General features: G+C 43.4%; 25 protein-coding genes. 20 read left to right on the top strand and 5 right to left on the bottom strand.

The features are described from left to right. Positions 1-445: 445 nt before the first annotated feature. Positions 446-1393 carry a 23S rRNA pseudouridine(955/2504/2580) synthase RluC gene (gene rluC, locus AACS00_RS15500; protein ID WP_072668945.1) on the top strand — a complete coding sequence of 316 codons (948 nt, stop codon included), beginning with the start codon at positions 446-448 and terminating at the stop codon, positions 1391-1393. A gap of 53 nt (positions 1394-1446) precedes the next feature. Here rluC and AACS00_RS15495 read toward each other — a convergent pair whose 3' ends face one another. Next, positions 1447-2028, bottom strand: coding sequence for a Maf family protein (locus AACS00_RS15495; RefSeq protein WP_110167929.1), 582 nt, complete (start codon positions 2026-2028; stop codon positions 1447-1449). 217 nt (positions 2029-2245) lie between these two features. Between AACS00_RS15495 and yceD the strand changes: the two genes are divergently transcribed. The 15 genes from yceD to AACS00_RS15420 all read left to right on the top strand — a co-directional run bounded on the left by yceD (position 2246) and on the right by AACS00_RS15420 (position 15458). Next, positions 2246-2773, top strand: coding sequence for a 23S rRNA accumulation protein YceD (yceD, locus tag AACS00_RS15490; RefSeq protein ID WP_072668546.1), 528 nt, complete (start codon positions 2246-2248; stop codon positions 2771-2773). Positions 2774-2804: 31 nt separating this feature from the next. After that, the gene (gene rpmF, locus AACS00_RS15485; protein ID WP_072668545.1) at positions 2805-2975 is read left to right on the top strand and encodes a 50S ribosomal protein L32; all 171 of its coding nucleotides are present in this window, start codon (positions 2805-2807) and stop codon (positions 2973-2975) included. Between the two features lie 9 nt (positions 2976-2984). Next, positions 2985-4010, top strand: a complete 1026-nt coding sequence (plsX, locus tag AACS00_RS15480) for a phosphate acyltransferase PlsX (RefSeq protein WP_110167928.1) — start codon at positions 2985-2987, stop codon at positions 4008-4010. A 5-nt stretch (positions 4011-4015) separates the two neighbouring features. Next, positions 4016-4966 (top strand): beta-ketoacyl-ACP synthase III, encoded by a 951-nt coding sequence (locus tag AACS00_RS15475; protein WP_072668543.1) that lies wholly within the window; start codon positions 4016-4018, stop codon positions 4964-4966. 75 nt (positions 4967-5041) lie between these two features. Continuing rightward, positions 5042-5965, top strand: a complete 924-nt coding sequence (gene fabD, locus AACS00_RS15470; protein ID WP_110167927.1) for an ACP S-malonyltransferase — start codon at positions 5042-5044, stop codon at positions 5963-5965. A gap of 26 nt (positions 5966-5991) precedes the next feature. Continuing rightward, positions 5992-6726, top strand: a complete 735-nt coding sequence (gene fabG, locus AACS00_RS15465) for a 3-oxoacyl-ACP reductase FabG (RefSeq protein ID WP_040904873.1) — start codon at positions 5992-5994, stop codon at positions 6724-6726. Positions 6727-6959: 233 nt separating this feature from the next. Then, positions 6960-7196 carry an acyl carrier protein gene (gene acpP / locus AACS00_RS15460; RefSeq protein WP_000065130.1) on the top strand — a complete coding sequence of 79 codons (237 nt, stop codon included), beginning with the start codon at positions 6960-6962 and terminating at the stop codon, positions 7194-7196. An 87-nt stretch (positions 7197-7283) separates the two neighbouring features. Next, positions 7284-8528 carry a beta-ketoacyl-ACP synthase II gene (fabF, locus tag AACS00_RS15455; protein WP_040904872.1) on the top strand — a complete coding sequence of 415 codons (1245 nt, stop codon included), beginning with the start codon at positions 7284-7286 and terminating at the stop codon, positions 8526-8528. Between the two features lie 78 nt (positions 8529-8606). Further along, positions 8607-9410 carry an aminodeoxychorismate lyase gene (gene pabC, locus AACS00_RS15450; protein ID WP_110167926.1) on the top strand — a complete coding sequence of 268 codons (804 nt, stop codon included), beginning with the start codon at positions 8607-8609 and terminating at the stop codon, positions 9408-9410. Continuing rightward, complete coding sequence (gene mltG / locus AACS00_RS15445; RefSeq protein WP_110167925.1) at positions 9407-10426, top strand: endolytic transglycosylase MltG; 1020 nt, start codon at positions 9407-9409, stop codon at positions 10424-10426. The genes pabC and mltG overlap by 4 nt, the downstream gene beginning before the upstream one ends. Continuing rightward, positions 10423-11058 carry a dTMP kinase gene (gene tmk / locus AACS00_RS15440; protein ID WP_004395587.1) on the top strand — a complete coding sequence of 212 codons (636 nt, stop codon included), beginning with the start codon at positions 10423-10425 and terminating at the stop codon, positions 11056-11058. Before mltG ends, tmk begins: the two co-directional genes overlap by 4 nt. A gap of 2 nt (positions 11059-11060) precedes the next feature. After that, entirely contained in the window at positions 11061-12026 is a 966-nt protein-coding gene (gene holB, locus AACS00_RS15435; protein ID WP_110167924.1) for a DNA polymerase III subunit delta', read from the top strand. Then, on the top strand, positions 12017-12784 hold the full coding sequence (locus AACS00_RS15430; RefSeq protein WP_110167923.1) for a TatD family hydrolase: 768 nt from the start codon (positions 12017-12019) through the stop codon (positions 12782-12784). The genes holB and AACS00_RS15430 overlap by 10 nt, the downstream gene beginning before the upstream one ends. 444 nt (positions 12785-13228) lie before the next feature. After that, a complete protein-coding gene (gene ptsG, locus AACS00_RS15425; protein ID WP_110167922.1) occupies positions 13229-14725 on the top strand; it encodes a PTS glucose transporter subunit IIBC in 1497 nt (498 codons plus the stop codon). Positions 14726-15053: 328 nt separating this feature from the next. Continuing rightward, positions 15054-15458: a hypothetical protein gene (locus tag AACS00_RS15420; RefSeq protein ID WP_110167921.1), complete on the top strand. Its 405-nt coding sequence runs from the start codon at positions 15054-15056 to the stop codon at positions 15456-15458. 51 nt (positions 15459-15509) lie between these two features. On the opposite strand, the gene AACS00_RS15415 is transcribed toward AACS00_RS15420, so the two are convergent. The 3 genes from AACS00_RS15415 to AACS00_RS15405 form a co-directional block, all read right to left on the bottom strand. Then, positions 15510-15611 (bottom strand): MetS family NSS transporter small subunit, encoded by a 102-nt coding sequence (locus tag AACS00_RS15415; RefSeq protein WP_110167920.1) that lies wholly within the window; start codon positions 15609-15611, stop codon positions 15510-15512. Further along, the gene (locus AACS00_RS15410; protein ID WP_110167919.1) at positions 15611-17071 is read right to left on the bottom strand and encodes a sodium-dependent transporter; all 1461 of its coding nucleotides are present in this window, start codon (positions 17069-17071) and stop codon (positions 15611-15613) included. Before AACS00_RS15410 ends, AACS00_RS15415 begins: the two co-directional genes overlap by 1 nt. Positions 17072-17701: 630 nt before the next feature. Beyond that, positions 17702-18304, bottom strand: a complete 603-nt coding sequence (locus tag AACS00_RS15405; protein ID WP_110167918.1) for a porin family protein — start codon at positions 18302-18304, stop codon at positions 17702-17704. A gap of 217 nt (positions 18305-18521) precedes the next feature. On the opposite strand from AACS00_RS15405, the gene cydH reads away from it, so the two are divergent. Together cydH and AACS00_RS15395 are read left to right on the top strand one after the other, a co-directional pair. After that, positions 18522-18611: a cytochrome bd-I oxidase subunit CydH gene (gene cydH, locus AACS00_RS15400; protein ID WP_110167917.1), complete on the top strand. Its 90-nt coding sequence runs from the start codon at positions 18522-18524 to the stop codon at positions 18609-18611. 18 nt (positions 18612-18629) lie between these two features. Continuing rightward, on the top strand, positions 18630-19820 hold the full coding sequence (locus AACS00_RS15395; protein WP_110167916.1) for a patatin-like phospholipase family protein: 1191 nt from the start codon (positions 18630-18632) through the stop codon (positions 19818-19820). An 87-nt stretch (positions 19821-19907) separates the two neighbouring features. On the opposite strand, the gene pyk is transcribed toward AACS00_RS15395, so the two are convergent. Next, the gene (gene pyk / locus AACS00_RS15390; protein ID WP_110167915.1) at positions 19908-21353 is read right to left on the bottom strand and encodes a pyruvate kinase; all 1446 of its coding nucleotides are present in this window, start codon (positions 21351-21353) and stop codon (positions 19908-19910) included. A gap of 273 nt (positions 21354-21626) precedes the next feature. Here pyk and mlc point away from each other — a divergent pair, with 273 nt between their 5' ends. Next, positions 21627-22844 carry a sugar metabolism global transcriptional regulator Mlc gene (mlc, locus tag AACS00_RS15385; RefSeq protein ID WP_004395578.1) on the top strand — a complete coding sequence of 406 codons (1218 nt, stop codon included), beginning with the start codon at positions 21627-21629 and terminating at the stop codon, positions 22842-22844. Positions 22845-22970: 126 nt separating this feature from the next. Continuing rightward, positions 22971-23912 (top strand): chemotaxis protein CheV, encoded by a 942-nt coding sequence (locus AACS00_RS15380; protein ID WP_040904416.1) that lies wholly within the window; start codon positions 22971-22973, stop codon positions 23910-23912. The last annotated feature ends 54 nt before the right edge of the window (positions 23913-23966 follow it).

The following is a 23966-nucleotide window of genomic DNA, read 5'->3' as shown; positions in this document are numbered from 1 at the left end:
ACAGTGGCGGTAGATACTCAACATGAAAAGGCGAGGAGTAGAACAACAAGAAAACCGCTATCAATCGTGTCTTACGCCATATGCTGCACATCAATAGTCAGAGAACTACTCACATTTTTGCGCGGGATAAAAGGTTAAACAACATGCCAAACCTTTCATACTTTGCAGCTGTGAACTATAGCAGTGACTGCGAAACTCAGCAATCGGCATTGTAAGAAACTCCTTATTTTTTTAACGGTCTGTACAAAAAGATCACAGTTCACTAGGTCAGCGTTACGAAAAACGTCAATAACTTTGTGATTCTTTGATTGTCTGTCATAGGTGTTTCAAGGTGTAACGAAGATTTGCTGTTATTTTCACCAGCTTGAGGCGGCATTCATTGTAAACGTGGTTTTTCTGTGAAGAAAAAGATGATTTTCCGTCAATTAAGGTTAAAATGGCGGGTATGAGCGAAATTAAAACCCAAGTCCAGTTCGTCGATATCGACGAAGATATGGCTGGCCAACGCATTGATAACTTTCTGCGTAACCAATTAAAAAGTATTCCTAAGAGCGTGGTTTATCGAATCTTGCGCAAGGGAGAGGTGCGAGTTAATAAAAAGCGCGTTAAAGCTGAATATAAACTGGCAGCAGGAGATAGTATCCGCATTCCTCCCGTAACTATGGAGGTGGATGAATCAGAGCAGGCCGCACCGAGTGTGAAGCTGAATCGCGTTGCTGAATTAGAAGCGTGTATCGTTTACGAAGACGACCATCTTTTGGTTCTTAACAAACCTTCTGGGACGGCAGTGCATGGCGGTAGCGGTTTAAAGTTTGGTGCGATCGAAGCGTTACGAGCTTTGCGTCCACAAGCGCGTTTTTTAGAGCTGGTACATCGTATCGACCGAGACACATCTGGCATCTTATTAGTTGCTAAGAAGCGTTCGGCTTTGCGTCATTTACAGGCACAGTTTCGTGAGAAAACGGTACAAAAATACTATTTTGCGTTAGTGATGGGACACTGGCCGAGCGAGGTTAAAGTCGTTAATGCACCATTACTTAAAAATGAAGTTAATAGTATTGTTCGGGTTAATCCTAATGGTAAACCATCAGAAACTCGTTTTAGAGTGCTCGAACAATTTGCGCAAGCGACTCTAGTTCAAGCCAGTCCGATTACGGGGCGAACACATCAAATACGTGTGCATACTCAATACGCAGGTCACCCCATTGCTTGGGATGACCGATATGGTGACCGCCGATTTGACGCGTATGTGAGTCAATTTGCTATAAATCGCCTATTTTTGCATGCCGCCAATATCCAATTTATCCATCCAGCAACAGGGGATAAAATGGACATCAGTGCTCCACTAGAGACTTCGTTAGAGCGGGCATTAGGACAAATGCGTCAAGCTTGATGATTGCTATGGATGAATCTTTTTAGTTTTTACTGATGAGATTCATTCGTTCGTTAAATGACGTTAACCTGTTCTTTCTCTAAGAGTTGAATCAGCTTAATCAGTGGCAAGCCGATTAATGAATTGGGGTCATCACCTTCCAAACGTTCAAAGAGAGCAATGCCAAGTCCTTCGCTTTTAAAACTACCAGCACAGTAAAAAGGCTGTTCTTTATCAACGTATCGAGCCACCATCTCTGGTGTAAGCGAACGAAAGTGTACTTTAAAAGTATCGATTGTGACTTGAGTCTGTTTGGTTTGAGTATTGTGTAATGCGAGACCGGTATAAAAAGTGATGGTTTGACCACTTTGTTGCAATAGCTGATGAATTGCCGTTTCTCGGTTGTAGGGTTTACCAATGATCTGACCATTGATGACGCATACTTGATCAGAGCCAATCACTAAGCTTGGTGCTAATAAGTGGCAAGAGCGTGCTTTGTTCGTTGCTAAGCGCATCACCAGTTGTTCAGGTGTTTCATCCGTTAAAGGTGTTTCATCACAATCAGGCGTTGCCGTAATAAAAGGGATCGCAAGTTTTTCTAGCAATTGTTGCCGATAAAGTGAGGTTGAAGCCAAAACTAGTTGGTAATGTTGCATTTTGATTTACAATTATCTCCAGTGTATGAATAGCATACCGGAAACTGGCCGATCGTCTCAAGCAAAGTGAGCGATAGGATACACATTACGAACGGTTAATCTTCTGTTTAGCATAACACCGTAACGTGCTTCTTAAGCCAATAGCGAAATAAGGCATAGCAACTTTTTTGCCTTTTTCTTTGACTAAAACAATTTTGGAAGATAATATTCGCGCCCTATGCAAAAGGTAAAAATACCGCGGACGATTGACCCTGCGAAAGCTGCTCAAAAACGATTGGATTATGATGGTATCATCCAAGCCAGTCTTTTAAAACGCTTAGAAGAGTCAGTCGATGGCGTAAAACGCGACGCTCAAGTCTCATTGTCATTTGGGATGGATGAACAGCAACTGGTTGTTATCTCTGGTAAAGCTAACATCGAAGTTGATTTAGAGTGTCAACGCTGTAATGAAACCTTCGCACATGAGTGTGAAGTTCAGTTCACTTACACTCCTTATTATAGTGAAAAAAGTGAACAAGATGCACCGGATGAGTACGATTTGGTAGATCCTAACGAATACGGTGAAGTTGATTTAATACAGTTAGTTGAAGACGAGTTCATTCTTGGTTTACCCCAAGTAGCGATGCATGATGAAGCGGATTGTAGCGTTCAATCAAACAATTTGGTATTTGGTGAACTTCCAGAAGAAGCCTTGTTGGAAGACAAGCCGAATCCATTCGATGTTTTAAAAAGTTTAAAGAAGTAAATCTTTAAACATTAACATAGGAGTAGGGTCCATGGCCGTACAACAAAACCGTAAAACACGTTCTAAGCGTGGCATGCGTCGTTCACATGATGCGCTAACTTCAGCTGCATTATCTGTAGATGCAACTTCAGGTGAAACTCACCTACGTCACAATGTGACCGCTGAAGGCTACTACCGTGGCAAAAAGGTTATCAACAAGTAAGGTTGACCTTTGCAAAATTTAACCGTTGCACTTGATGCAATGGGCGGGGATTTCGGTCCTCGCGTAACAGTGCCTGCCGCCGTGCAGGCACTGTCGCATTTCCCAGAGCTAAAAGTGATTTTAGTGGGTGATCATACCGCTATCACTCAACAATTATCTTTGCTAGGTTACCAAACCAATTCTCGTCTGAGTATTGTGCATAGTGACCGAGTCATTGCTAACTCAGAAAAACCTTCATTAGCGTTACGCCATAGCCACGATAGCTCGATGGGTTTAGCTATAGACCTGGTTGCTCAGCAGCAGGCCGATGCTTGTGTCAGTGCTGGTAATACCGGCGCGTTGATGGCACTGTCCCGTTTTCGTTTAAAGCTTCTCCCGGGGATAGAACGCCCAGCATTAGTGACGGCCTTACCCACGGTATCAGGGGGAAAGACGTGGTTATTAGATCTTGGTGCAAATGTCTCTAGTGATGCAGACTCACTGTTTCAATTTGCGGTTATGGGGGCTGCGTTAGCAGAGCAACATTTACAACGTTCACCTCGTGTGGCAATTTTAAATATCGGTGCAGAAGAGATAAAAGGCAATGATCTCGTTAAAGGTTGTGCACAGTTGCTCAAGCAAACTCAAGCCGTGAATTTTATTGGCTATATTGAAGGGAATCAGTTATTGATGGATGCCGCCGACGTTGTGGTGTGTGATGGATTTGTCGGTAATGTTTGTTTAAAAACCTGTGAAGGGACAGCACAACTCTTTATTGATAAGTTAAAAAATCTTTTTTTAGCCTCATCCATAAAGGGTTGGATTGCTCGAAAAGTGTTTTCTGAGCTGTTTTATGAATTAAAAACCTTGAACCCCGACCAGTATAACGGCGCAAGTTTGTTAGGATTACGCGGCATAGTCATTAAAAGTCATGGAAGTGCCGATGTATCCGCAGTCGTCAATGCGATAGGTGAAGCGGTTCATGAAGTGAAACGACAAGTCCCCAGCCGCATAAGCGATCGTTTGGAAGCGGTTTTACTCGAGAGGCATTATTAGTCTTCATGTATAGCAAAATTTTAGGTACTGGTAGCTACTTGCCATCTCAGGTGCGTACTAACGCAGATTTAGAGAAAATGGTAGACACCAATGATGAATGGATTGTGACCCGGACGGGGATTCGTGAACGTCGAATTGCCGCTGATAACGAAACCGTCGCCGATATGGCATTTTATGCTGCTGAAAAAGCCATCGAAATGGCACAAATTGATAAAAATGAAATTGATCTGATCATCGTTGCTACGACAAGTGGCAGTCATACTTTTCCCTCTTCTGCATGTCAGGTTCAAGCGAAATTGGGAATTAAAGGTTGTCCGGCCTTTGACTTAGCAGCAGCATGCTCTGGTTTTGTGTATGCATTGTCCGTTGCTGATCAGCACATTAAATCTGGTATGTGTAAAAAAGTATTGGTAATTGGTGCGGATGCACTCTCGAAAACGTGTGATCCAACGGATCGTTCGACCATTATTTTATTTGGTGATGCAGCTGGAGCCGTGGTGATTGGTGCAAGTCAGGAACCGGGCATTTTATCTACCCATATTTATGCAGATGGTGAGTTTGGTGAATTACTCAGCCTTGAAGTGCCTGAGCGTGGTGGTAATGCTGATAAGTGGTTGCACATGGCAGGTAACGAAGTATTTAAAGTTGCCGTTACTCAATTGTCTAAATTAGTTAAAGATACCTTAGCAGCGAATAATTTGCATAAATCACAATTAGATTGGTTAGTGCCGCATCAAGCCAATTATCGGATTATTTCTGCTACTGCAAAGAAACTTTCCATGTCATTAGATCAAGTTGTCATGACCTTAGATAGACACGGTAATACTTCAGCTGCAACGGTACCAACCGCATTAGATGAAGCGGTGCGCGATGGACGCATTCAACGTGGCCAGTTATTGCTGTTAGAAGCGTTTGGTGGTGGTTTTACTTGGGGCTCTGCCTTGGTTAAATTCTGATTGCTCCCCAATCACTTATTTGACGTTGAAGAGTCGCTTGACTCTTTATCCATTTTATTAGGTTAAGGAAAGAACATGAGCAAGTTTGCTATTGTATTCCCAGGCCAAGGTTCACAAGCAATCGGTATGCTTGCGGAGCTTGGTGAACAGTATGATGTTGTAAAACAGACGTTTAGCCAAGCTTCTGAAGTATTAGGTTATGACTTATGGGCATTAGTTCAACAAGGCCCAGCAGAAGATCTTAACCAAACTCATCGTACGCAACCCGCTATCCTTGCTGCATCGGTTGCTATTTGGCGTGTGTGGCAGTCATTGAACTTGCCTCAACCTGAAGTCTTAGCAGGACACAGTTTAGGTGAATACTCTGCGTTAGTATGCTCGGGGGTGATTGATTTTCAGCAGGCGATCAGCTTAGTTGAATTACGTGGTCGATTAATGCAAGAGGCTGTACCTGCTGGCACGGGAGCAATGTATGCGATCATTGGTCTTGATGATGAGGCGATTGCCAACGCGTGCCAACAAGCCGCTCAAGGTCAAATTGTTTCTCCGGTAAACTTTAACTCCCCAGGTCAGGTCGTGATTGCTGGGCAGAAAGAGGCTGTTGAGCGTGCTGGTGTACTGTGCAAAGAAGCGGGTGCCAAGCGAGCATTACCCTTGCCAGTGTCAGTGCCATCGCATTGTGCATTAATGAAACCCGCCGCAGAAAAATTAGCCATTGCGCTCGCTGGACTTCAGTTTAATAGCCCATCAATTCCGGTCATTAATAACGTTGATGTGCTGGCTGAAACGGATCCTGCAAAAATTAAAGATGCCCTTGTGCGTCAGCTTTATAATCCGGTACGTTGGACAGAAGCGGTACAAAGCATGAGTGACCAAGGGATTGAAAAACTTATTGAAGTTGGTCCAGGTAAAGTGTTAACTGGATTAACCAAACGCATAGTGAAAACACTGGATGCGGTAGCCGTAAACGATAGCGCTTCATTCGAAGCTGTGCAATAAAGTAGGAATCAAACATGAATGAATTCATGAGCCTTGAAGGTAAAGTCGCTCTAGTCACGGGAGCAAGTCGTGGGATTGGCCGCTCAATCGCAGAAGTGCTTGTCGCACGCGGTGCAACCGTGATTGGAACAGCAACCAGCGATAGTGGCGCAGATGCAATCAGTACTTATCTAGGCGAGAAGGGTAAAGGGTTTGCTTTGAATGTGACTGACCCTGCATCGATCGAATCGGTACTCAAAGCGATCAATGAACAGTTTGGCAGCATCGACATTTTAGTGAATAATGCCGGTATCACACGTGATAACCTATTGATGCGTATGAAAGACGAAGAGTGGATGGATATCTTAGATACCAACTTAACGTCGATTTTCCGCTTATCGAAAGCGGTATTACGTGGCATGATGAAAAAACGCCATGGTCGAATCATTAATGTTGGTTCGGTTGTTGGTACCATGGGTAATGCTGGACAAACTAACTATGCAGCGGCAAAAGCGGGCGTAATTGGCTTTACCAAGTCGATGGCACGTGAAGTTGCATCCCGTGGTGTGACTGTGAACACAGTTGCACCAGGTTTTATCGCCACAGATATGACAAAAGCGCTGAATGATGAGCAACGTGCTGCTACACTAGCGCAAGTTCCAGCGGGTCGTCTGGGTGAACCTCATGAAATTGCTTCTGCAGTGGCTTTTTTAGCGTCCAATGAAGCAGCTTACATTACGGGTGAGACTCTGCACGTCAACGGCGGAATGTACATGGTTTAATGCCAAGTGTTTGGAGAAGTTAAGCGACAGTCGTCAATAAATGCTGACTTTTCTTAACAGTTGGTTTTTAGGTGCGCAACATTTGTGCATGATTTATGTCAAAAATGGTGTGAATTTCGGTTAAAATCGGTAAATTTGTGGTTTGACCAGCAAGGTCCCCCTTGCAACTTTCACTAGTTCGAATAAACTACGGAATCATCGCATTAGGCGAAATCTGTAAAGGAAAAGAAAACATGAGCAACATTGAAGAACGCGTAAAGAAAATCATCGTTGAACAGCTAGGTGTAGACGAAGCAGAAGTAAAAAATGAATCTTCTTTCGTTGAAGATCTAGGTGCAGATTCTCTAGACACTGTTGAATTAGTTATGGCTCTTGAAGAGGAATTTGATACTGAGATTCCTGATGAAGAAGCAGAGAAAATCACTACTGTTCAAGCTGCGATTGATTACGTGACCAGCAACGCTCAGTAATGTTCTCCCCAGGCGGCCCTCTGGCCGCCTGAGTTTTTTAGTCATCTATCCCTCTCATAGAATGTTTCTATCCCGGAGAATATGATCGTGTCCAAGCGTCGTGTCGTTGTCACTGGCATGGGTATGTTGTCACCAGTAGGCAACACTGTAGAATCTTCTTGGAAAGCCCTGCTAGCTGGTCAAAGTGGTATTGTTAATATTGAGCACTTTGATACTACAAATTTCTCAACTCGTTTCGCAGGTCTAGTCAAAGACTTTAATTGCGAAGAGTATATGTCTAAAAAAGATGCCAGAAAAATGGATCTTTTTATCCAATATGGCATTGCTGCGGGTATTCAAGCTCTAGACGATTCCGGTCTGCAAATTACGCAAGCTAATGCGCCACGTGTTGGTGTCGCCATTGGTTCGGGAATTGGTGGTCTTGAGTTAATTGAATCTGGCCATCAGGCATTAATCGAAAAAGGTCCACGTAAGGTTAGCCCATTTTTCGTTCCCTCAACCATTGTTAACATGGTTGCAGGTAACCTTTCTATTATGCGTGGTTTACGTGGTCCAAATCTTGCAATTTCAACCGCTTGTACCACTGGATTGCACAATATTGGTCATGCCGCACGGATGATTGCTTACGGTGATGCCGATGCCATGGTTGCGGGTGGTGCAGAAAAAGCCTCCACACCTTTAGGTATGGCTGGTTTTGGTGCTGCGAAAGCGTTATCCACTCGCAATGATGAACCACAAAAAGCTTCACGCCCTTGGGATAAAGATCGTGATGGTTTTGTATTGGGTGATGGTGCTGGTGTGATTGTGCTTGAAGAGTATGAACACGCTAAAGCTCGTGGTGCTAAAATTTATGCTGAGTTGGTCGGTTTTGGTATGTCAGGTGATGCTTATCACATGACTTCACCAAGTGAAGACGGTTCTGGTGGCGCTCTAGCGATGGAAGCCGCGATGCGTGATGCTGGAGTCACAGGAACTCAAATTGGTTATGTTAATGCTCACGGAACGTCAACTCCGGCCGGTGATGTCGCGGAAGTAAAAGGCATCAAACGAGCATTAGGTGAAGAAGGCGCTAAACAAGTATTAGTCTCTTCAACCAAATCAATGACGGGTCACTTGCTCGGTGCAGCAGGTTCTGTTGAAGCGATCATTACCATCATGTCGTTGGTTGACCAAATTGTTCCACCAACCATTAACCTTGATAACCCAGAAGAAGGGTTAGAGATAGACTTAGTGCCCCATACGGCGCGTAAAGTATCAGGTATGGATTATGCGATATGTAACTCGTTTGGCTTCGGTGGTACCAACGGTTCACTGATTTTTAAACGCGTATAATTAATCTATCTGATTGAGTTTGAGTTTAAACGGCTTGGTGCTTTGCATTAGGCCGTTTATTTTTTCAGGGAGTCAAGCATGATTGGGCAAAATGGATTCAACGAGCCCCTAATTACCGCCAGTGATCGTTCTTTCCAATATGGCGATGGCTGCTTTAGTACTCTATTGATTAAACAAGGTAAAATTCAGCTCTGGGATTATCATCAAGAGCGAATGGAGGCTTGCTTACAGCGCTTGGCGATTCCATCTCCTGATTGGTTAAAAATAGAACTTGCGTTGAATCAAGCGGCGATAGGTAAGCCACTGGCGGGAATGAAACTGCATATTAGCCGTGGCGAAGGAGGACGAGGTTATAGTCCAAGCCAACAACATTCATCAAGAATTACATTGAGTCATTTTGATTTTCCAGTTCATTATCATCAATGGCAACGTCAAGGGATCAGATTAGGCGTCTGTGAGCAGCGCATGGGACTCAACCCATTGCTGGCGGGACATAAACATAATAACCGCTTAGAGCAAGTTTTACTGCGTGGTGAAATGGATCGTGCAGGGTATGACGATGGCGTTTGTTTGGATCTTAATCATCATATCGTTGAAACAACGATGGCAAATTTGTTCTGGGTGAAAAATGGCACCTTATATACGCCGAGTCTTGATAATGCTGGTGTTGCTGGTGTCGCGCGGCGGATGATTTTACAATCGGCAACATCATTCGGGTTGACCGTGGAAATTGGTCAGTTTCCAATGGAGCATTTAATTGCTGCTGATGAGGTTTTTATTTCTAATGCCATCATTGAAGTCGCGCCTGTCATCGGTATTGCGCATCATTTGTATACCATCGGCCGTTATGTACGAGATTTTCAGGAGAGTTTTAATTCGTGATTAAAAAATTACTGGCCTTAATTTTAGTCATCATTGTTTTTGCTACTGCAAGCTACTTTTATGCAGTTAAAAAGACCAATGATTACCTCGAGCAGCCGTTATTGATCACTGAACCGCAGTTGATCACTATTCATGGTGGGACGAGTTTAAACAGAGCGTTGGCGTTAATGACCGATCAAGCTTGGTTAGTTGATGATCCTTTGGCCTCGAAGTTATTACGTCGTTTCTACCCTGAATTAACGCCGATTAGAGCGGGAACGTATCAATTACAGCCCGGGTTATCGCTACAAGATAGTTTAGCGTTATTGGTTTCTGGGCGAGAATTTCAGTTTTCGATCACCTTTATTGAAGGAAGCCGTTTTTCTGAATGGCGTGCTAGCTTAGCGCAAAATCCTAACTTACAACAAACGCTGACTGAGCATTCAGAGGCAGACATCGCCCAATTATTAGGCATCGATAATGCAAAGTTAGAAGGCTTATTTTTGGCGGAAACCTACCATTTTACTAAAGGGGAGAAGGATATTGATATCCTTCGTCGAGCGCATCGTAAGCTCAATCGTCTGCTTGAGCATGAATGGGAGCATCGTCAGCCTGATTTGCCATTGAAAACTCCTTACGAAGCCCTTATTTTGGCGTCGATTATTGAAAAAGAAACGGCGATCGATGCGGAGCGGGAGCGAGTCTCTTCGGTGTTTATTAATCGATTAAACAAGCGAATGCGTTTACAAACGGACCCTACGGTTATTTATGGAATGGGTGATCGTTATCAAGGGCGGATTCGCCGTGCTGATTTGCGTGAAGCGACAGAATATAATACTTACGTGATCAATGGACTCCCTCCGACGCCGATCGCGATGGCTGGCCCCGCTTCGATTAAGGCCGCTTTAAATCCGGAACAGAGTGATTACCTTTATTTTGTGGCCAGTGGTCATGGTGATCACGTGTTTTCAAAAACATTAGCAGAACATAATCGCGCGGTTCGCGCCTATTTACAAGTGATCAGAAGTCGACAATGAACGCAAAATTTATCGTAGTAGAAGGGCTAGAAGGCGCAGGAAAAAGCACGGCTATTCAGGTTGTGATCGATACGTTACAAGCTTTTGGTATTGAGTCAATTACCCAGACTCGTGAGCCCGGTGGCACGGTATTGGCTGAAAAAATGCGTGCTTTAGTCAAAGAAGATCACCCTGGTGAAGTTTTACAAGATGTGACGGAAGTGCTGCTAATGTACGCCGCACGGGTACAACTTGTGGAAAACGTCATTAAACCTGCATTGGCGGCAGGATGCTGGGTCGTGGGCGATCGCCATGACATGTCTTCGCAAGCTTATCAAGGCGGCGGACGGCAGATTAGCCCTGCGACGATGCAGCAGCTTAAGCAGTTAGCGTTAGGGGCGTTTAGCCCAGATTTTACTTTATACTTAGATATCGATCCGCGAGTCGGATTAGAGCGAGCTCGTGGGCGAGGGGAGTTGGATCGTATTGAGAGAATGGACTTGAGTTTTTTTGAACGTACACGACAGCGTTATCTAGAACTGGCTAAGGACAATCCATCAGTCACGATTATTAACGCGCAGCAAACCTTACAAGCGGTGACACAAGATATTCAGCAAGCGTTATTAAACTGGTTAAATCAACATAAAGGTTAATGATGAACGCAGTATATCCTTGGTTAAGCGAGGCATGGGAGCGTTGGAAACAACAGCTTGAGCATCAGCGCTTTGCTTCAGCAACCTTAATCAATGCCCCACACGGAGTAGGCGCAGAGCAGTTGATTGAGAAATTCTCGCAGGCATTAATGTGTACTACACAGCGTAGTGAGCCCTGTGGATTTTGTCATGGCTGTGAGTTAATGCTATCGGCCACGCATCCGGATTATCATCTTGTTCGTCCTGAAAAAGAGGGCAAGTCGATTACGGTTGAGCAAATTCGTATAGCGAATCGATTAGCACAAGAGTCTTCACAGCTCTCAGGCTTTCGGTTGATCGTGATTGAGCCTGCCGAAGCAATGAATGAATCAGCAGCGAATGCTTTACTGAAAACGCTTGAAGAGCCCGCAGAAAAATGTGTTTTCATTTTACTGACTCATCAAGTGAGCCGTTTACTGGCGACAATCGTCAGTCGTTGCCAACAAATTATTATTCCAGAACCGCAGCCACAAGCCGTTATGCCGTGGTTAACCGAACAGTGTCAACAATCGATTCCTGCTTTTGCTGCTCATATTCATGGTAATGCTCCATTACTGACTCGAGCGTTTATTTTACAAGGTGAACTCCAAAATTATTTGGCGATTGAGCAGCAATTTGTTCAGGCATTACAAGGCGACATTTCGGCATTATTAAATTGTGCGAAAACGATCAGTGGCCAGCCTCTCAGTGGACTACGTTGGCTTTGGTATCTCTTGACTGACGCCCAAAAAACCGCTTTTGGGGTATGGCAGCCTTACTTTACTCCGCAAAGTCAGTGGCTTGCTCAAGCTCGTTCTTTGTCTTTATTACAACAACAAACGGATTCATTGGCGCAGTTGATCAATCAATTACAGGGATTTAGTGGGTTAAATAGTGAACTTTTAATTGCTGATTGGTTATTTAAATTTAATGAGGAAACATGTTTGTAGATTCACATTGTCATCTTGATAAACTGAACTATCAAGATTTACACCAAGATATCAGCGATGTTCTTGCTAAAGCCGAACGGGCTAAAGTGACACAATTACTTTCTGTGGGTGTGACGTTAGACTCATTTCCCAATATGTTAGCGATGATTACTCCCTTCGATAATATTCATGCTTCTTGTGGTGTTCATCCTCTCGACGTGCAAAGTGATTTTGATCTAGAGCGTTTTCACACTTATGCTCGTGACCCTAAAGTGGTTGCGATTGGTGAAACTGGGCTCGATTATCACTATCAGCCAGAAATGGCGGAATTACAACAACAGCGTTTTATTCAGCATATTGATACTGCCGTTGAACTCAATAAGCCATTGATTATTCATACTCGTCAAGCGCGAGAAGATACTTTAGCTATACTCAAAGCACATCACGCAGAGCGTTGTGGCGGGGTTATACACTGTTTTACTGAAGATTGGGCTTTTGCGCAGGCGGCAATGGATTTAGGCTTCTATATTTCGATCTCTGGGATCGTTACGTTTCGCCAAGCAACAGAGCTCAAAGCCGTGGTAAAGGCACTGCCATTAGATAGGTTGTTGATTGAAACCGATTCGCCTTATTTAGCGCCAGTACCTCATCGAGGTAAAGAGAATCAGCCGGCTTATGTGGTTGAGGTTGCGGCTTATATTGCTCAACTTAAAGGGCTTTCTTTGGGCGAAGTTGCAGAAAAAACCAGCAAAAACTTCCAAGATCTTTTTTTGCGATGAAAATCAAAGTTTATAGGTGTAAGACGCCTGGAATGGCTGTTTTACGTGCTTTACTTCAAATTATCATCAAGAATTAGCCTTGTTTACTTAATGTGTTGAATATTTAGTCTAAACTAATCAATTGGTAATTTTGTTACTAAAAATAACAACCTCATCAATTTAATTTACCAAGTAAAATTAATTGATGGAAAATTATTATTAATATAAACAATAGGATAGAATGCTTCTGTTGCCTTGTCGACAAGTGATGGCTGTGTGATCTGTCTATTACTTTGAAACTAAATTTCTTTACGAACTGGAAAGTTTGAGGGGCATCAAGATATATTTAGAGGCGGAAAATATAATACATTTGTGGTTACATTTTCATTGGGTGCTAACATTTAGGCTACGGGGGTGTGCCGTTGGAACCCGAAAAATTCTAATAACTTAATCAGGAGCATAAACATGTTAAAGAACGCTTTTGCTAACCTGCAAAAAGTAGGTAAAGCACTGATGCTTCCAGTATCAGTCTTACCTGTTGCAGGTATTTTGCTTGGTGTTGGGGCGGCAAACTTTAGTTGGCTGCCAGAAGTCGTATCCCATTTAATGGAACAAGCTGGTGGCTCGGTATTTGGTCAAATGGCACTCTTGTTTGCCGTTGGTGTCGCCCTAGGCTTTACCAATAACGATGGTGTATCAGGACTTTCTGCTATTGTCGGCTATGGCATCATGGTTGCTACGCTGAAGGTTTTAGCTGATGTTGAAATTGATCAGGCAAAAGATGCGTTGCTGGCCATTGGGCAAACACTTGATGATTCAGCTATTGAAGCTATCAGAAGAAAGTATGAAACGGGTGTTCTTGGTGGGATTCTTGCGGGTGGTGTTGCTGCTTGGGCATTTAATCGCTTTTACAAAATTCAACTACCAGAATATTTGGGCTTCTTTGCTGGTAAGCGTGCAGTACCGATTATTACTGGTTTCTTAGCTATTGCATTAGGTATCATTCTTTCTTTTATTTGGCCACCAGTGGGCGCTCAGATCGCTTCTTTCTCTGATTGGGCAGCAAATCAGAACCCAGTAACCGCATTTGGTATCTACGGGGTTGTAGAGCGCGCATTGATTCCATTTGGTTTGCATCATATCTGGAATGTACCTTTCTTCTATCAAGCTGGTGAATGTGTCAATAGTGCGGGTCAAACGGTTAATGGTATTATGACTTGTTTCTTGACTGCGAATGATGTGACTCGCGAAGCGGGTAATGGTTTTGGTCAGTTAGCCGGTGGTTACCTATTTAAAATGTTTGGTCTTCCTGCAGCGGCTTTTGCGATTGCGCATTGTGCTAAACCTGAGAACCGTGCAAAAATCATGGGTATCATGGCTTCTGCGGCATTAACTTCTTTCCTAACCGGTATTACTGAGCCAATTGAATTCTCTTTCCTATTCATTGCTCCTGTACTTTACGCGGTTCACGCGGTACTTGCTGGCTTGGCGTATGTCCTAACCAACTCGCTAGGCATTGTTCATGGCCACACGTTCTCTAATGGCTTTATTGACTTTGTTGTTCAATCTCCTCGTGCAGAAAACATGTTGCTACTGGTAGGCTTAGGTATTGCTTATGCTGTGCTTTACTATGTGGTATTTACGTTTGTTATTCGTACCTTGAATCTGAAAACACCGGGCCGTGAAGATGAATCCGCTGATGCGAATACTTCAACAGGGTCAGAGTTAGCAGGTGAATTAGTAGCGGCATTTGGTGGTAAAGAAAATATCACTAACTTAGATGCTTGTATTACTCGCCTACGCGTATCGGTTGCAGAGACAGAGTTGGTTGATCAAGCGAAACTAAAACAACTCGGTGCTGCTGGCGTTGTTGTGGTGTCTGGTGGTGTACAAGCTATTTTTGGTACTAAATCAGATAACTTAAAAACAGAAATGGATGAGTGGATTCGCAACCACGGTTAATTCTCATTCTTTCTTCCCCTATAAATAAGGAGACTTCGGTCTCCTTTTTATCGGTTTGCTGAAAGCGCTCATTATCAATGATGTTTTAGCCTCTACCTATACTCTATCTTAACCTATCTTTACCTCTTTGCTGACATTGCTCAGTACACTCCTCGTTAGACTGCCGTTATTTCCTTTGATTTTATTTTGCACTTGGTTGGATTATGCGTGTCATGTTTATTCTTTCTTCTGACGGAGCCGACTTTGCTGCAATTGGACATCATCGGGGAGTTTATTTCTCAATCTTAGACATTTGAGTAAATACCAGACGATATAGGATAAGTGACTTATGAAAAAAATAGCTGCAGTGGCGATGTTATTCAGCGTACCAGTAAGTGTTTATGCTCAACAAGAGCCGAGTTTAAAAGTAGGTATGGCCGTAGATCAACAGTTGAGTGCAGTCATTGAGGTTGATGAGCAATATCGTTTTATTCTTGGTAATGAAGGTGCCGCTTTTGATTATTTGATGCGCCGTGGCAATTTTGATCGAGCTGACGTTCCTTTGGATTGGTACGTTGGGATTGGTGCTTGGGGAGAATGGGATGGTGATTTTGGTCCGCGCGTACCATTAGGGGTTAACTGGCCAATTAACAGTAATATTGATGTCTATGGTCAAGTTCATCCAGAGTTAAACCTCCATTCAGGTGTCAATTTGCAATTGGGTGCGGCGTTAGGGATCACTTATCGCTTCTAAAATCGATAAGGCCACAGCAGATTAGCTGCTCGTGGCCTTATTAAGAGGAGATTATTCTTCTTGTTTCGCCATAGCTTTTTTAATGCAGATGGCTGCACCGCCCCAAGTGAGCCCAAGACCGATAATCATCATAATAATAGCACCAGTAGTCATTAGTTTGCTTCCTTACGATTCGTTAAGTTCACGATGGCACCCATCACCAGCAATGCGATAATAATCGTCCAACCTAAAGTTAAATTATAGCCACCATACCCTTCAGTAAGTAGTGCACGTAATTTAGTTACGACAATGATTGCCAACACGACAGGGGAAACGAAGCGCAAACAAATGTCGAACCATACTCCAATCGTAAAATCAGAAATAGAGTTCACATACTTACGCACGTCAGAAATTTTCAGCAGCCAAGTCATAAGAATAAGCTCAACCAAGCAACTCGCCATAATTCCGACGTTGTTCGCAAAGTGATCGACTAAATCGAGTAGCAGTAAGCCACCATTGGTCGCAAATGCCATAGAAATAATAAAGCCTGAGCCGATAACGATATTAGCTGCTTTCTTACGGCTCCAACCCAGTTTGTCAATCACCGCGGAGGTGACGGCTTCTAAGATCGAGATGTGTGAGCTTAGTCCAGCGACCACTAACGCTAAGAAAAATAGCGGGCCTAGAATGTAAGGGATTGGAAGTAGGTTAATAGCCGCAGGGATAGTGACAAAAGCTAAACCAACGCCAGCAGAAACGACTTCAGTCAGCGGTTTGCCTTGTTCTTGAGCCATGTAACCAAGAACTGAGAAAATCATGATACCAGCGAGAATTGAAAAACCGCAGTTGATCAAGACGGTCATAAAAGCATTATTGGTGATGTCAGATTTCTGTGGTAGGTAGCTTGAATAGGCCAGCATAATCGCAAAGCCAATACTGAGCGTAAAGAAGATTTGCCCATAAGCGGCTGCCCAGACTTTAACATCCCAAATCTTACTAAAATCAGGCTCAAACATATAGTTGACGCCATCTAATGCACCCGGTAAGAAAATCATGCGTGCAATTAGGAGTAGTACCATGATAAACAATACCGGCATCATGACTTTAGAAGCACGTTCAATACCAGATTTAACTCCGCCAACGATAGCCGCATAAGTTATTGCCCAAGCAATCGCCATCGTAAAAGCAATTTTCCACTGAATCGATCCAAGGTTAGTCGGCGAGTTATCACCCAGACCTAAGTACTCGCTAAAGAAAAAGCTATTGGTATCCGTTCCCCAACTTTGGGTAAATGACATGCCGAAGTAGGAGATTGCCCAGCCAATCACGGCTACATAGTACACCCCAATGGTTGCCGCGATACCCACTTGAAACCAACCAAGCCATTCAAATTTTGTGTTAATTTTGGCAAGAGTCGTTGGTGCAGAGCCGCGATGTTTTTGACCCATACTGAATTCAAGGATCATAAAAGGAATGCCGGCTGTTAGCATGGCAAATAGATAAGGGATGAAAAAAGCGCCCCCTCCATTCTCATAAGCCATGTAGGGAAAACGCCAAATGTTACCTAGGCCAATCGCAGAACCTACTGCGGCTAAAATGAATCCGGTACGGGATCCCCATTGTTCTCGCTTCATTTATTTCTCCTTAATCATTCCCTGAGGTATGAAGCCTCATTAGACCTTGTTTACTCATTCATTGAGATGTGGAAGCAAGCCTTCCCGTTACCGCTCACTTTTGCCAGAGTAGACTGCCGAAAAGATCATCGTATGAGTATAGGTCTAATTGTTAAAATATTGTTCCATCATCCATGAAAGTGTAAAAACGTAGATTTACCTGTGGTCTATGTTGTTATTTGTTGGAATATTATTCTGTTGTTGTCGATGTGTGTTTGCGTAATCTGAAATAATCAGCTGCGCATTAATTGAGAGACTACAGAGAACTTTTAAAAATGGCAATACAATGTAAACGGTTTGTTGTTAGTGATAGATAGCGGCATTCAAGTTATTAAAGCACAAATCTAGGGATATATTTGTGCTTTTGGTCGTTAACTGAATCAATCCACTCTATTAAAAGTCATTGTCCATTGATAAAACTGTATTTAACAACAGAGTGCTTGACCAAAAAAACAGCAGTTAGTGGTCAGTGCTTCTAGCTGAGGCTGATCTTGCAAGGTTAAATTTGGTTTGAGATAAACGGCTTGATATCTATGATTCGCAATCAGGGAGACGATAAAGCCATTTCCATACTAATCAGTGATGAACAGCTTAAAAACGTAAGCTGAGCCCTAAATTAAAAGCAAATTGATTCATCCAGTTGGAGCGAAAGCCAATCACACAGCCATTATTTTGCTCAAGTTGACAAATAGCACTGGTATCGTTGTCAACCATAGTGCCAAGCCATCGGAAATGCGATGTAATGGTGAGGTTCGAGGCAATCTTGTAGTCTATACCTGCAAACACGCTGGACGAGAAGCCATATTTATTATTAACCCAGTCAACATCAGCGTATGAGCCACCCAGTCCTACACCAATAAACGCAGAACTTTTGGATTCTAGAGGGTAATAAATACTACTTTGGAAGTGCAGATAATGCATGGTGGCTTGATTATCGATTTGTTCAACTTGTGATGATTGATGGCTATAGAAAAAACCGATGCGTCCGGTTTGAAAGGAGGTTTCGATGGCTAATGCGATATTTTCCGATGGTTTGATGTCGTAGTGACGTTGCTGCTGATCTTCCACTTTGCCACCCAAGGTATAGCCAAAGTAAGGCGTCACATACAGTTCACTTTTTACTGGGAAGGCGAGTAAGCTCAATAGTAGGGGTAGCATAAACTGGGGGTAGAATAGCAATCCATGATGTCGCATTGTGATACTCCTTAAGTACAATTATCTATCCTACTATAGGATAGGATAGTGAGTGAAGACTCTCACTGCTCCGATAACTAAGAGTAAAAGCTTTGTTTGCTGCTCGTTCTGCGAGGATAAATGTGATAATCACTTGATATTTGTGTGGAAAAAAACGACAGTATAAAGGATTAGTGTATGCTTATGTTGTCATTCAGTGATTCTCAAGGAGAGGTGTATGGAACGCGATCTTAAACACGCATTAATGATTACCGCGGCAATATTTGCTGTTCTTATCGGATATGGTTTAATTACTATCGCCAATTAAAAGCTAGAGGTTCTGCTTATGGTGAACAGTGGAACAGTCTCAGGGCTAGAATCGAGAGTCGACACTGTTCGGCTCTCGAAGTTTCTGACTGGTAAAAATAGCTTAGTCGCCCAAGGTGGAGGGCAGCGGGGGATTTTTACTGCAGGTGTATTAGATGCTTTTATGCTGTCTAATTTTGACCCGTTTGATGAATTTTATGGTACGTCAGCGGGCGCGTTAAATCTTTGTTCCTATCTATGTCGTCAGCACGGTTTAGGTAAAGCTTTCATTCTCGAGCTAACCACCGATCCGCAATTTTTTCATTTATTCAGTTATATTCGACGTAAACAATACATGAATTTAGACTGGGCGCTCGATAAAATCAGCGATTATCCTTATCGTTTAGATTTGGACATGGGGCGACATGTCTTGGGCCAGCGCCAAGCTTTTGCTGCGGTGACGGAGGCTCAGTCATTAACCGATGCTTATTTTCCGATGTTGGGTGACGATTGGCGAGAAGTGCTTATCGCTACCTGCGCGATTCCAGGCTTATATACTCAAGAGGTCTCATTAGGTCAACATTGCTATATTGATGGTGGAGTGTCAGCATCCATCCCCGTTCAACAGGCTTGGCGTCAAGAAGCACGTTTTATCACGGTCATTCGGACTGAAACGTTAGAGGAAGAAGACCAACAAAATGCATTAGCAGAGCAAGAGTCTGATTCTCAGGTTAAATGGTTACGTGAATCGGTGAATCATATCCAGCAACATTGGCAAAATAAAATGTTGCAGTGGAAGCAAGATTGGAGTGGTTTTCTTCAACAACAAATCGCCAAGGCTCAACAGCTCAAGAAAGAGCAAAAACATCTCGATGTGTTAAATGGAGGACGCTGGCTGTTTGGGGCTGACAATATTTATCGGTTAAGTCATTTATTAGGCAATAAATTCGATGCGGGGCTCGCAGATATGTTGATGGTCCATTATCAAACCTATTCATTGACCAGTGACTTTCTTCATACACCACCAGATGATGCATTTATTTTACAAATTGTGCCAAGTGAGCCACTGAAATCAAGTTCCTTACTCAGTAGTCAGGAAGCGTTGCTTTATGACTACGAGTTAGGTCTACAAGCTGGCTACCGATTTATTGAAACCTTTGAACAGGCTAAGCGACTCGTGACTCAGCGTGCTAATCCTCCTGTCATTGATCCTTTTTATGGCGATCAATAGGAGGAGAGTGATTTATTGGTATTTTTTTTCCCCATATAAAACTCAATGTCATTCGGGTAGGTACGTTCCCTGTACCTACCGCTCAGATTAAAATACCGGCAAGATCCGCATACAGTTGGTGGTTCCTTCTACATCCATAATATCACCTTGAGTAATGATCACCAGATCGCCAAACTCGAGGAGCTTTTTGTCTTTTAGGGCTTGTAGGGCGGCTTGAGCCACCTCCGCTCCCTGACCATGGTTGCTATCAAAATAGAATGGCGTTACCCCTCGATAGAGCGCGCAACGGTTCAGAGCATGCTCATTACGAGACATGGCGAAGATAGGTAATATCGAGTTAAGGCGTGAGGTCATTAGCGCAGTTCGCCCTGACTCCGTTAACGTGACCATCGCTGTGACTCCTTCAAGATGATTGGCGGCATAAATGGTCGACATCGCTATTGTTTCTTCTTCGGTTTGGAAAGCGCGATCGATACGATAATTTTGTTGGCTGGCTTCAATCATTTTTTCTGCGCCGACACAGACTTCGGCCATAGCTTTGACGGTCTCTACTGGGTATTTACCTGCGGCTGTTTCCCCTGAAAGCATGACCGCATCAGTGCCATCGAGTACTGCGTTTGCTACGTCCATCACTTCTGCCCGAGTTGGCATCGGGTTGGTTATCATCGATTCCATCATCTGTGTGGCTGTAATGACGATGCGATTGAGCTCTTTAGAACGACGAATCAGTTTCTTTTGCACCGCGATTAATTCTGGATCGCCAATTTCTACTCCAAGATCGCCTCGTGCAACCATGATGACGTCAGAGGCGCGAATAATATCATCGATATTTTCATCACAAGAGACGGTCTCTGCGCGCTCAACTTTGGCCACCAATCTGGCATTCAGTCCGGCTTCGCGAGCTAAACGCCGAGCATAATCCATATCTTTCCCATTGCGTGGAAAAGAGATCGCTAAATAATCGACGCCAATGTCAGCTGCCAGCACAATATCTCGCTTATCTTTTTCTGTTAAGGCTTCAGCAGAAAGGCCACCGCCTTTTTTATTAATGCCTTTATTATTGGATAATGGTCCGCCGATAAGAACGGTAGTGTGGATTTTACTTCCTTGTACAGCGGTGACTTGCAACTGAACTCTGCCATCGTCGAGTAATAAAATGTCTTCTGCCACAACGTCATTTGGCAAAGCTTTGTAATCAATGCCGACGGTGTGCTGTGTGCCTTCACCGAGTCCGAGCTCGGCATCTAAAATGAAACTGTCGCCTTCATTGAGAAAAACCTTGTCTTCTTTGAAGGTCGATACTCGAATTTTAGGACCTTGCAGGTCACCTAATATCGCTACGTGTCGACCTAATCGTTGAGCAATTTCGCGAACTTTTTCCGCTCGTAAACGGTGATCATCTGCCGAGCCATGGGAAAAATTCATTCTGACTACATTCACCCCACAGCGAATAATCGTTTCTAACACACTACCTTGATCCGTTGATGGACCTAATGTAGCGACAATTTTTGTTCTTCTTAACGCTGCGGTCATATTTTTCTCCTTGAAAGTCCGGCCAATAAGTGCAACCTATTGGATCTCAGTATAGACCTAAGTCTCTAAAAATAGAGGGTTTAGAAAAAAAATGACGATTTCTCGATCCAACACCCATCTTGGGTCTTTTGGTGGTGAAATCTGTGGTTTTGGGGTTAAAAACACAAACTCAAATTTATATGCGTGATGGCTGTCACGGCTATACATCAAGTTGCTTCACAATTAGTTCGCAAAGTAAAAAAATTGGCAGGTTATTGAAATCTGGAGTGCACCATGTATATGGCTCAACCAGGCCATATTGATCATATTAAACAGGTCAATGCTGGTCGTGTATATAAATTGATAGATCAAAAAGGCCCTATATCGCGCATTGACCTTTCTAAAGAGAGTGAATTAGCTCCGGCAAGTATTACTAAAATTACTCGCGAATTAATTGATGCCCACTTGATCCATGAAACGACGGTTCAAGAAGCGATCAGTCGTGGCAGACCTGCCGTTGGTCTGCAAACCAATAATCAAGGCTGGCAATTTCTTTCCATGCGCTTGGGACGAGGCTATCTGACGATTGCGTTGCATGAGTTGGGTGGTGAGGTATTGATTGACACCAAAATTGATATTCATGAAATCGATCAAGATGATGTTTTGGCGCGATTATTATTTGAAATAGAAGAGTTTTTTCAAACCTACGCCGCCCAATTAGATCGGGTGACAAGCATTGCGATTACTCTGCCGGGTTTAGTCAATTCACAGCAGGGCATGGTATTACAAATGCCCCATTATAATGTGAAAAACTTGGCGTTAGGTCCTGAGATTTATAAAGCTACTGGGTTGCCGGTATTTGTTGCGAATGATACTCGAGCTTGGGCCTTGGCAGAAAAATTATTCGGTCACTCTCAAGATGTCGATAATTCGATATTGATTTCTATTCACCACGGATTAGGGGCCGGGATTATCGTTGATGGTCGGGTATTACAAGGCCGCTATGGCAATATTGGTGAGCTTGGGCACATTCAAATTGATCCTCAAGGTAAACGTTGTCATTGCGGCAATATTGGCTGTCTTGAAACGGTGGCGAGCTCGCAAGCGATTCGCGATCAGGTGTCGTTACGAATTGCTCAAGGAGAACCGTCGTCATTAGCAGAACAAGAGACGATTTCGATTGAGGACGTTTGCTTGGCGGCTGCCAATGGTGATCCGCTCGCCGTAGACGTGATTGAGCAACTCGGACGTTATTTAGGCGCTGCGATTGCGATAGTGATCAATTTGTTTAACCCTGACAAAGTGTTAATTGGTGGGGTGATGAATCAAGCAAAAACGGTGTTGTATCCTGCGATTCAGCGCTGTATTGAAGAGCAAAGCCTTCCTGCCTATCACCAACATCTGCAGTTGGTTGAATCCCGTTTTTATAAACAAGCCACAATGCCAGGAGCGGCTTTAATCAAGCAAGCGCTCTACGATGGTTTATTATTAATGAAAGTGGTTGAAGGATAATTTTTCTTCGTTTTTTTTGCACGACAGTTTACATTGTTCGCCTAAATTAATGATCTACCCAAGTGCCTCACAGAAATTTAGGTATATACTGTAAACGATGGTGCTTTTCTATTAGCGGGATTTTCTATGTCGAGTATCTTAAATACGGTCGATCAGCGTACCAATTTGGTGGGAGAGAACCGCCTAGAACTGTTGCTGTTTAGTTTAAATAGTCGACAGATTTTTGCGATCAACGTATTTAAGGTACGTGAAGTAATCAAGGTACCGCCAACGACTAAAATGCCCGGTTCTCATCCGAACATTATGGGGGTTGCTTCTCTACGAGGTGTTGCGGTTCCGATCATTGATCTTCGTCGAGCGATTGGTTTTCCTGAAACCAAGCTGGACAATCAAGAGCACAACTTAATCATTACCGAATACAACCGTACCGTGCAGGGTTTTTTGGTTGGCCAGGTACGCAATATCATTAATACCGCATGGACCGAGATTCAGCCACCACCAAAGTCGGTTGGGCGTTCAAACTACCTGACCGCGATTACGCACATTAAAGAGCAAAATCAAAACCATATTGTTGAAGTGATTGACGTAGAGAAAGTGCTCGCTGAAATCATCGACTATGATGTCTCGATTTCTGAACATGTGTTAGATCATGACATATTAGGTGAAATGGTTGGGCGTAACATTTTGATTGTTGACGACTCTTCCACTGCCCGTAAGCAAATTAAAGATACTTTATCTCAACTTGGCTTAAATATTATCGAGTGTTGGGATGGTTTAGAAGCCTTGAAGTTACTAAAATCATGGTGTGATGAAGGTAAAGATATCAATCAAGAGCTGTTGATGATGATCACCGATGCCGAAATGCCAGAAATGGATGGTTATAAGCTTACTTATGAAGTGCGTAACGACCCGCGCATGGCGAGTTTGTACATTACGCTGAATACCTCACTCAGTGGTAGCTTTAATGAGGCGATGGTACAAAAGGTCGGTTGTGATAAATTCATCTCCAAATTCCAGCCTGATTTACTGGTGCAAGCGGTACAAGACCGATTACGTGATACCTTATGATCCGCGCATAATGAATGACTAAAAACCCCGTCGTTGATATCGAATTAGCGACGG

The organism is Vibrio sp. 11986-1-5, assembly GCF_963878025.1.
Classification (GTDB): domain Bacteria; phylum Pseudomonadota; class Gammaproteobacteria; order Enterobacterales; family Vibrionaceae; genus Vibrio; species Vibrio injensis.
Note: the sequence above shows the minus strand (reverse complement) of the source record. Positions and strands in the feature narration are given on the sequence as shown.

Excerpts from the sequence above, each read along its gene's own strand:
- rluC (WP_072668945.1), top strand. The coding sequence starts at position 446 with ATGAGCGAAATTAAAACCCAAGTCCAGTTCGTCGATATCGACGAAGAT.
- AACS00_RS15495 (WP_110167929.1), bottom strand. The coding sequence starts at position 2,028 with ATGCAACATTACCAACTAGTTTTGGCTTCAACCTCACTTTATCGGCAA.
- yceD (WP_072668546.1), top strand. The coding sequence starts at position 2,246 with ATGCAAAAGGTAAAAATACCGCGGACGATTGACCCTGCGAAAGCTGCT.
- rpmF (WP_072668545.1), top strand. The coding sequence starts at position 2,805 with ATGGCCGTACAACAAAACCGTAAAACACGTTCTAAGCGTGGCATGCGT.
- AACS00_RS15475 (WP_072668543.1), top strand. The coding sequence starts at position 4,016 with ATGTATAGCAAAATTTTAGGTACTGGTAGCTACTTGCCATCTCAGGTG.
- fabD (WP_110167927.1), top strand. The coding sequence starts at position 5,042 with ATGAGCAAGTTTGCTATTGTATTCCCAGGCCAAGGTTCACAAGCAATC.
- fabG (WP_040904873.1), top strand. The coding sequence starts at position 5,992 with ATGAGCCTTGAAGGTAAAGTCGCTCTAGTCACGGGAGCAAGTCGTGGG.
- acpP (WP_000065130.1), top strand. The coding sequence starts at position 6,960 with ATGAGCAACATTGAAGAACGCGTAAAGAAAATCATCGTTGAACAGCTA.
- pabC (WP_110167926.1), top strand. The coding sequence starts at position 8,607 with ATGATTGGGCAAAATGGATTCAACGAGCCCCTAATTACCGCCAGTGAT.
- tmk (WP_004395587.1), top strand. The coding sequence starts at position 10,423 with ATGAACGCAAAATTTATCGTAGTAGAAGGGCTAGAAGGCGCAGGAAAA.
- holB (WP_110167924.1), top strand. The coding sequence starts at position 11,061 with ATGAACGCAGTATATCCTTGGTTAAGCGAGGCATGGGAGCGTTGGAAA.
- AACS00_RS15430 (WP_110167923.1), top strand. The coding sequence starts at position 12,017 with ATGTTTGTAGATTCACATTGTCATCTTGATAAACTGAACTATCAAGAT.
- ptsG (WP_110167922.1), top strand. The coding sequence starts at position 13,229 with ATGTTAAAGAACGCTTTTGCTAACCTGCAAAAAGTAGGTAAAGCACTG.
- AACS00_RS15420 (WP_110167921.1), top strand. The coding sequence starts at position 15,054 with ATGAAAAAAATAGCTGCAGTGGCGATGTTATTCAGCGTACCAGTAAGT.
- AACS00_RS15415 (WP_110167920.1), bottom strand. The coding sequence starts at position 15,611 with ATGACTACTGGTGCTATTATTATGATGATTATCGGTCTTGGGCTCACT.
- AACS00_RS15410 (WP_110167919.1), bottom strand. The coding sequence starts at position 17,071 with ATGAAGCGAGAACAATGGGGATCCCGTACCGGATTCATTTTAGCCGCA.
- AACS00_RS15405 (WP_110167918.1), bottom strand. The coding sequence starts at position 18,304 with ATGCGACATCATGGATTGCTATTCTACCCCCAGTTTATGCTACCCCTA.
- cydH (WP_110167917.1), top strand. The coding sequence starts at position 18,522 with ATGGAACGCGATCTTAAACACGCATTAATGATTACCGCGGCAATATTT.
- AACS00_RS15395 (WP_110167916.1), top strand. The coding sequence starts at position 18,630 with ATGGTGAACAGTGGAACAGTCTCAGGGCTAGAATCGAGAGTCGACACT.
- pyk (WP_110167915.1), bottom strand. The coding sequence starts at position 21,353 with ATGACCGCAGCGTTAAGAAGAACAAAAATTGTCGCTACATTAGGTCCA.
- mlc (WP_004395578.1), top strand. The coding sequence starts at position 21,627 with ATGTATATGGCTCAACCAGGCCATATTGATCATATTAAACAGGTCAAT.
- AACS00_RS15380 (WP_040904416.1), top strand. The coding sequence starts at position 22,971 with ATGTCGAGTATCTTAAATACGGTCGATCAGCGTACCAATTTGGTGGGA.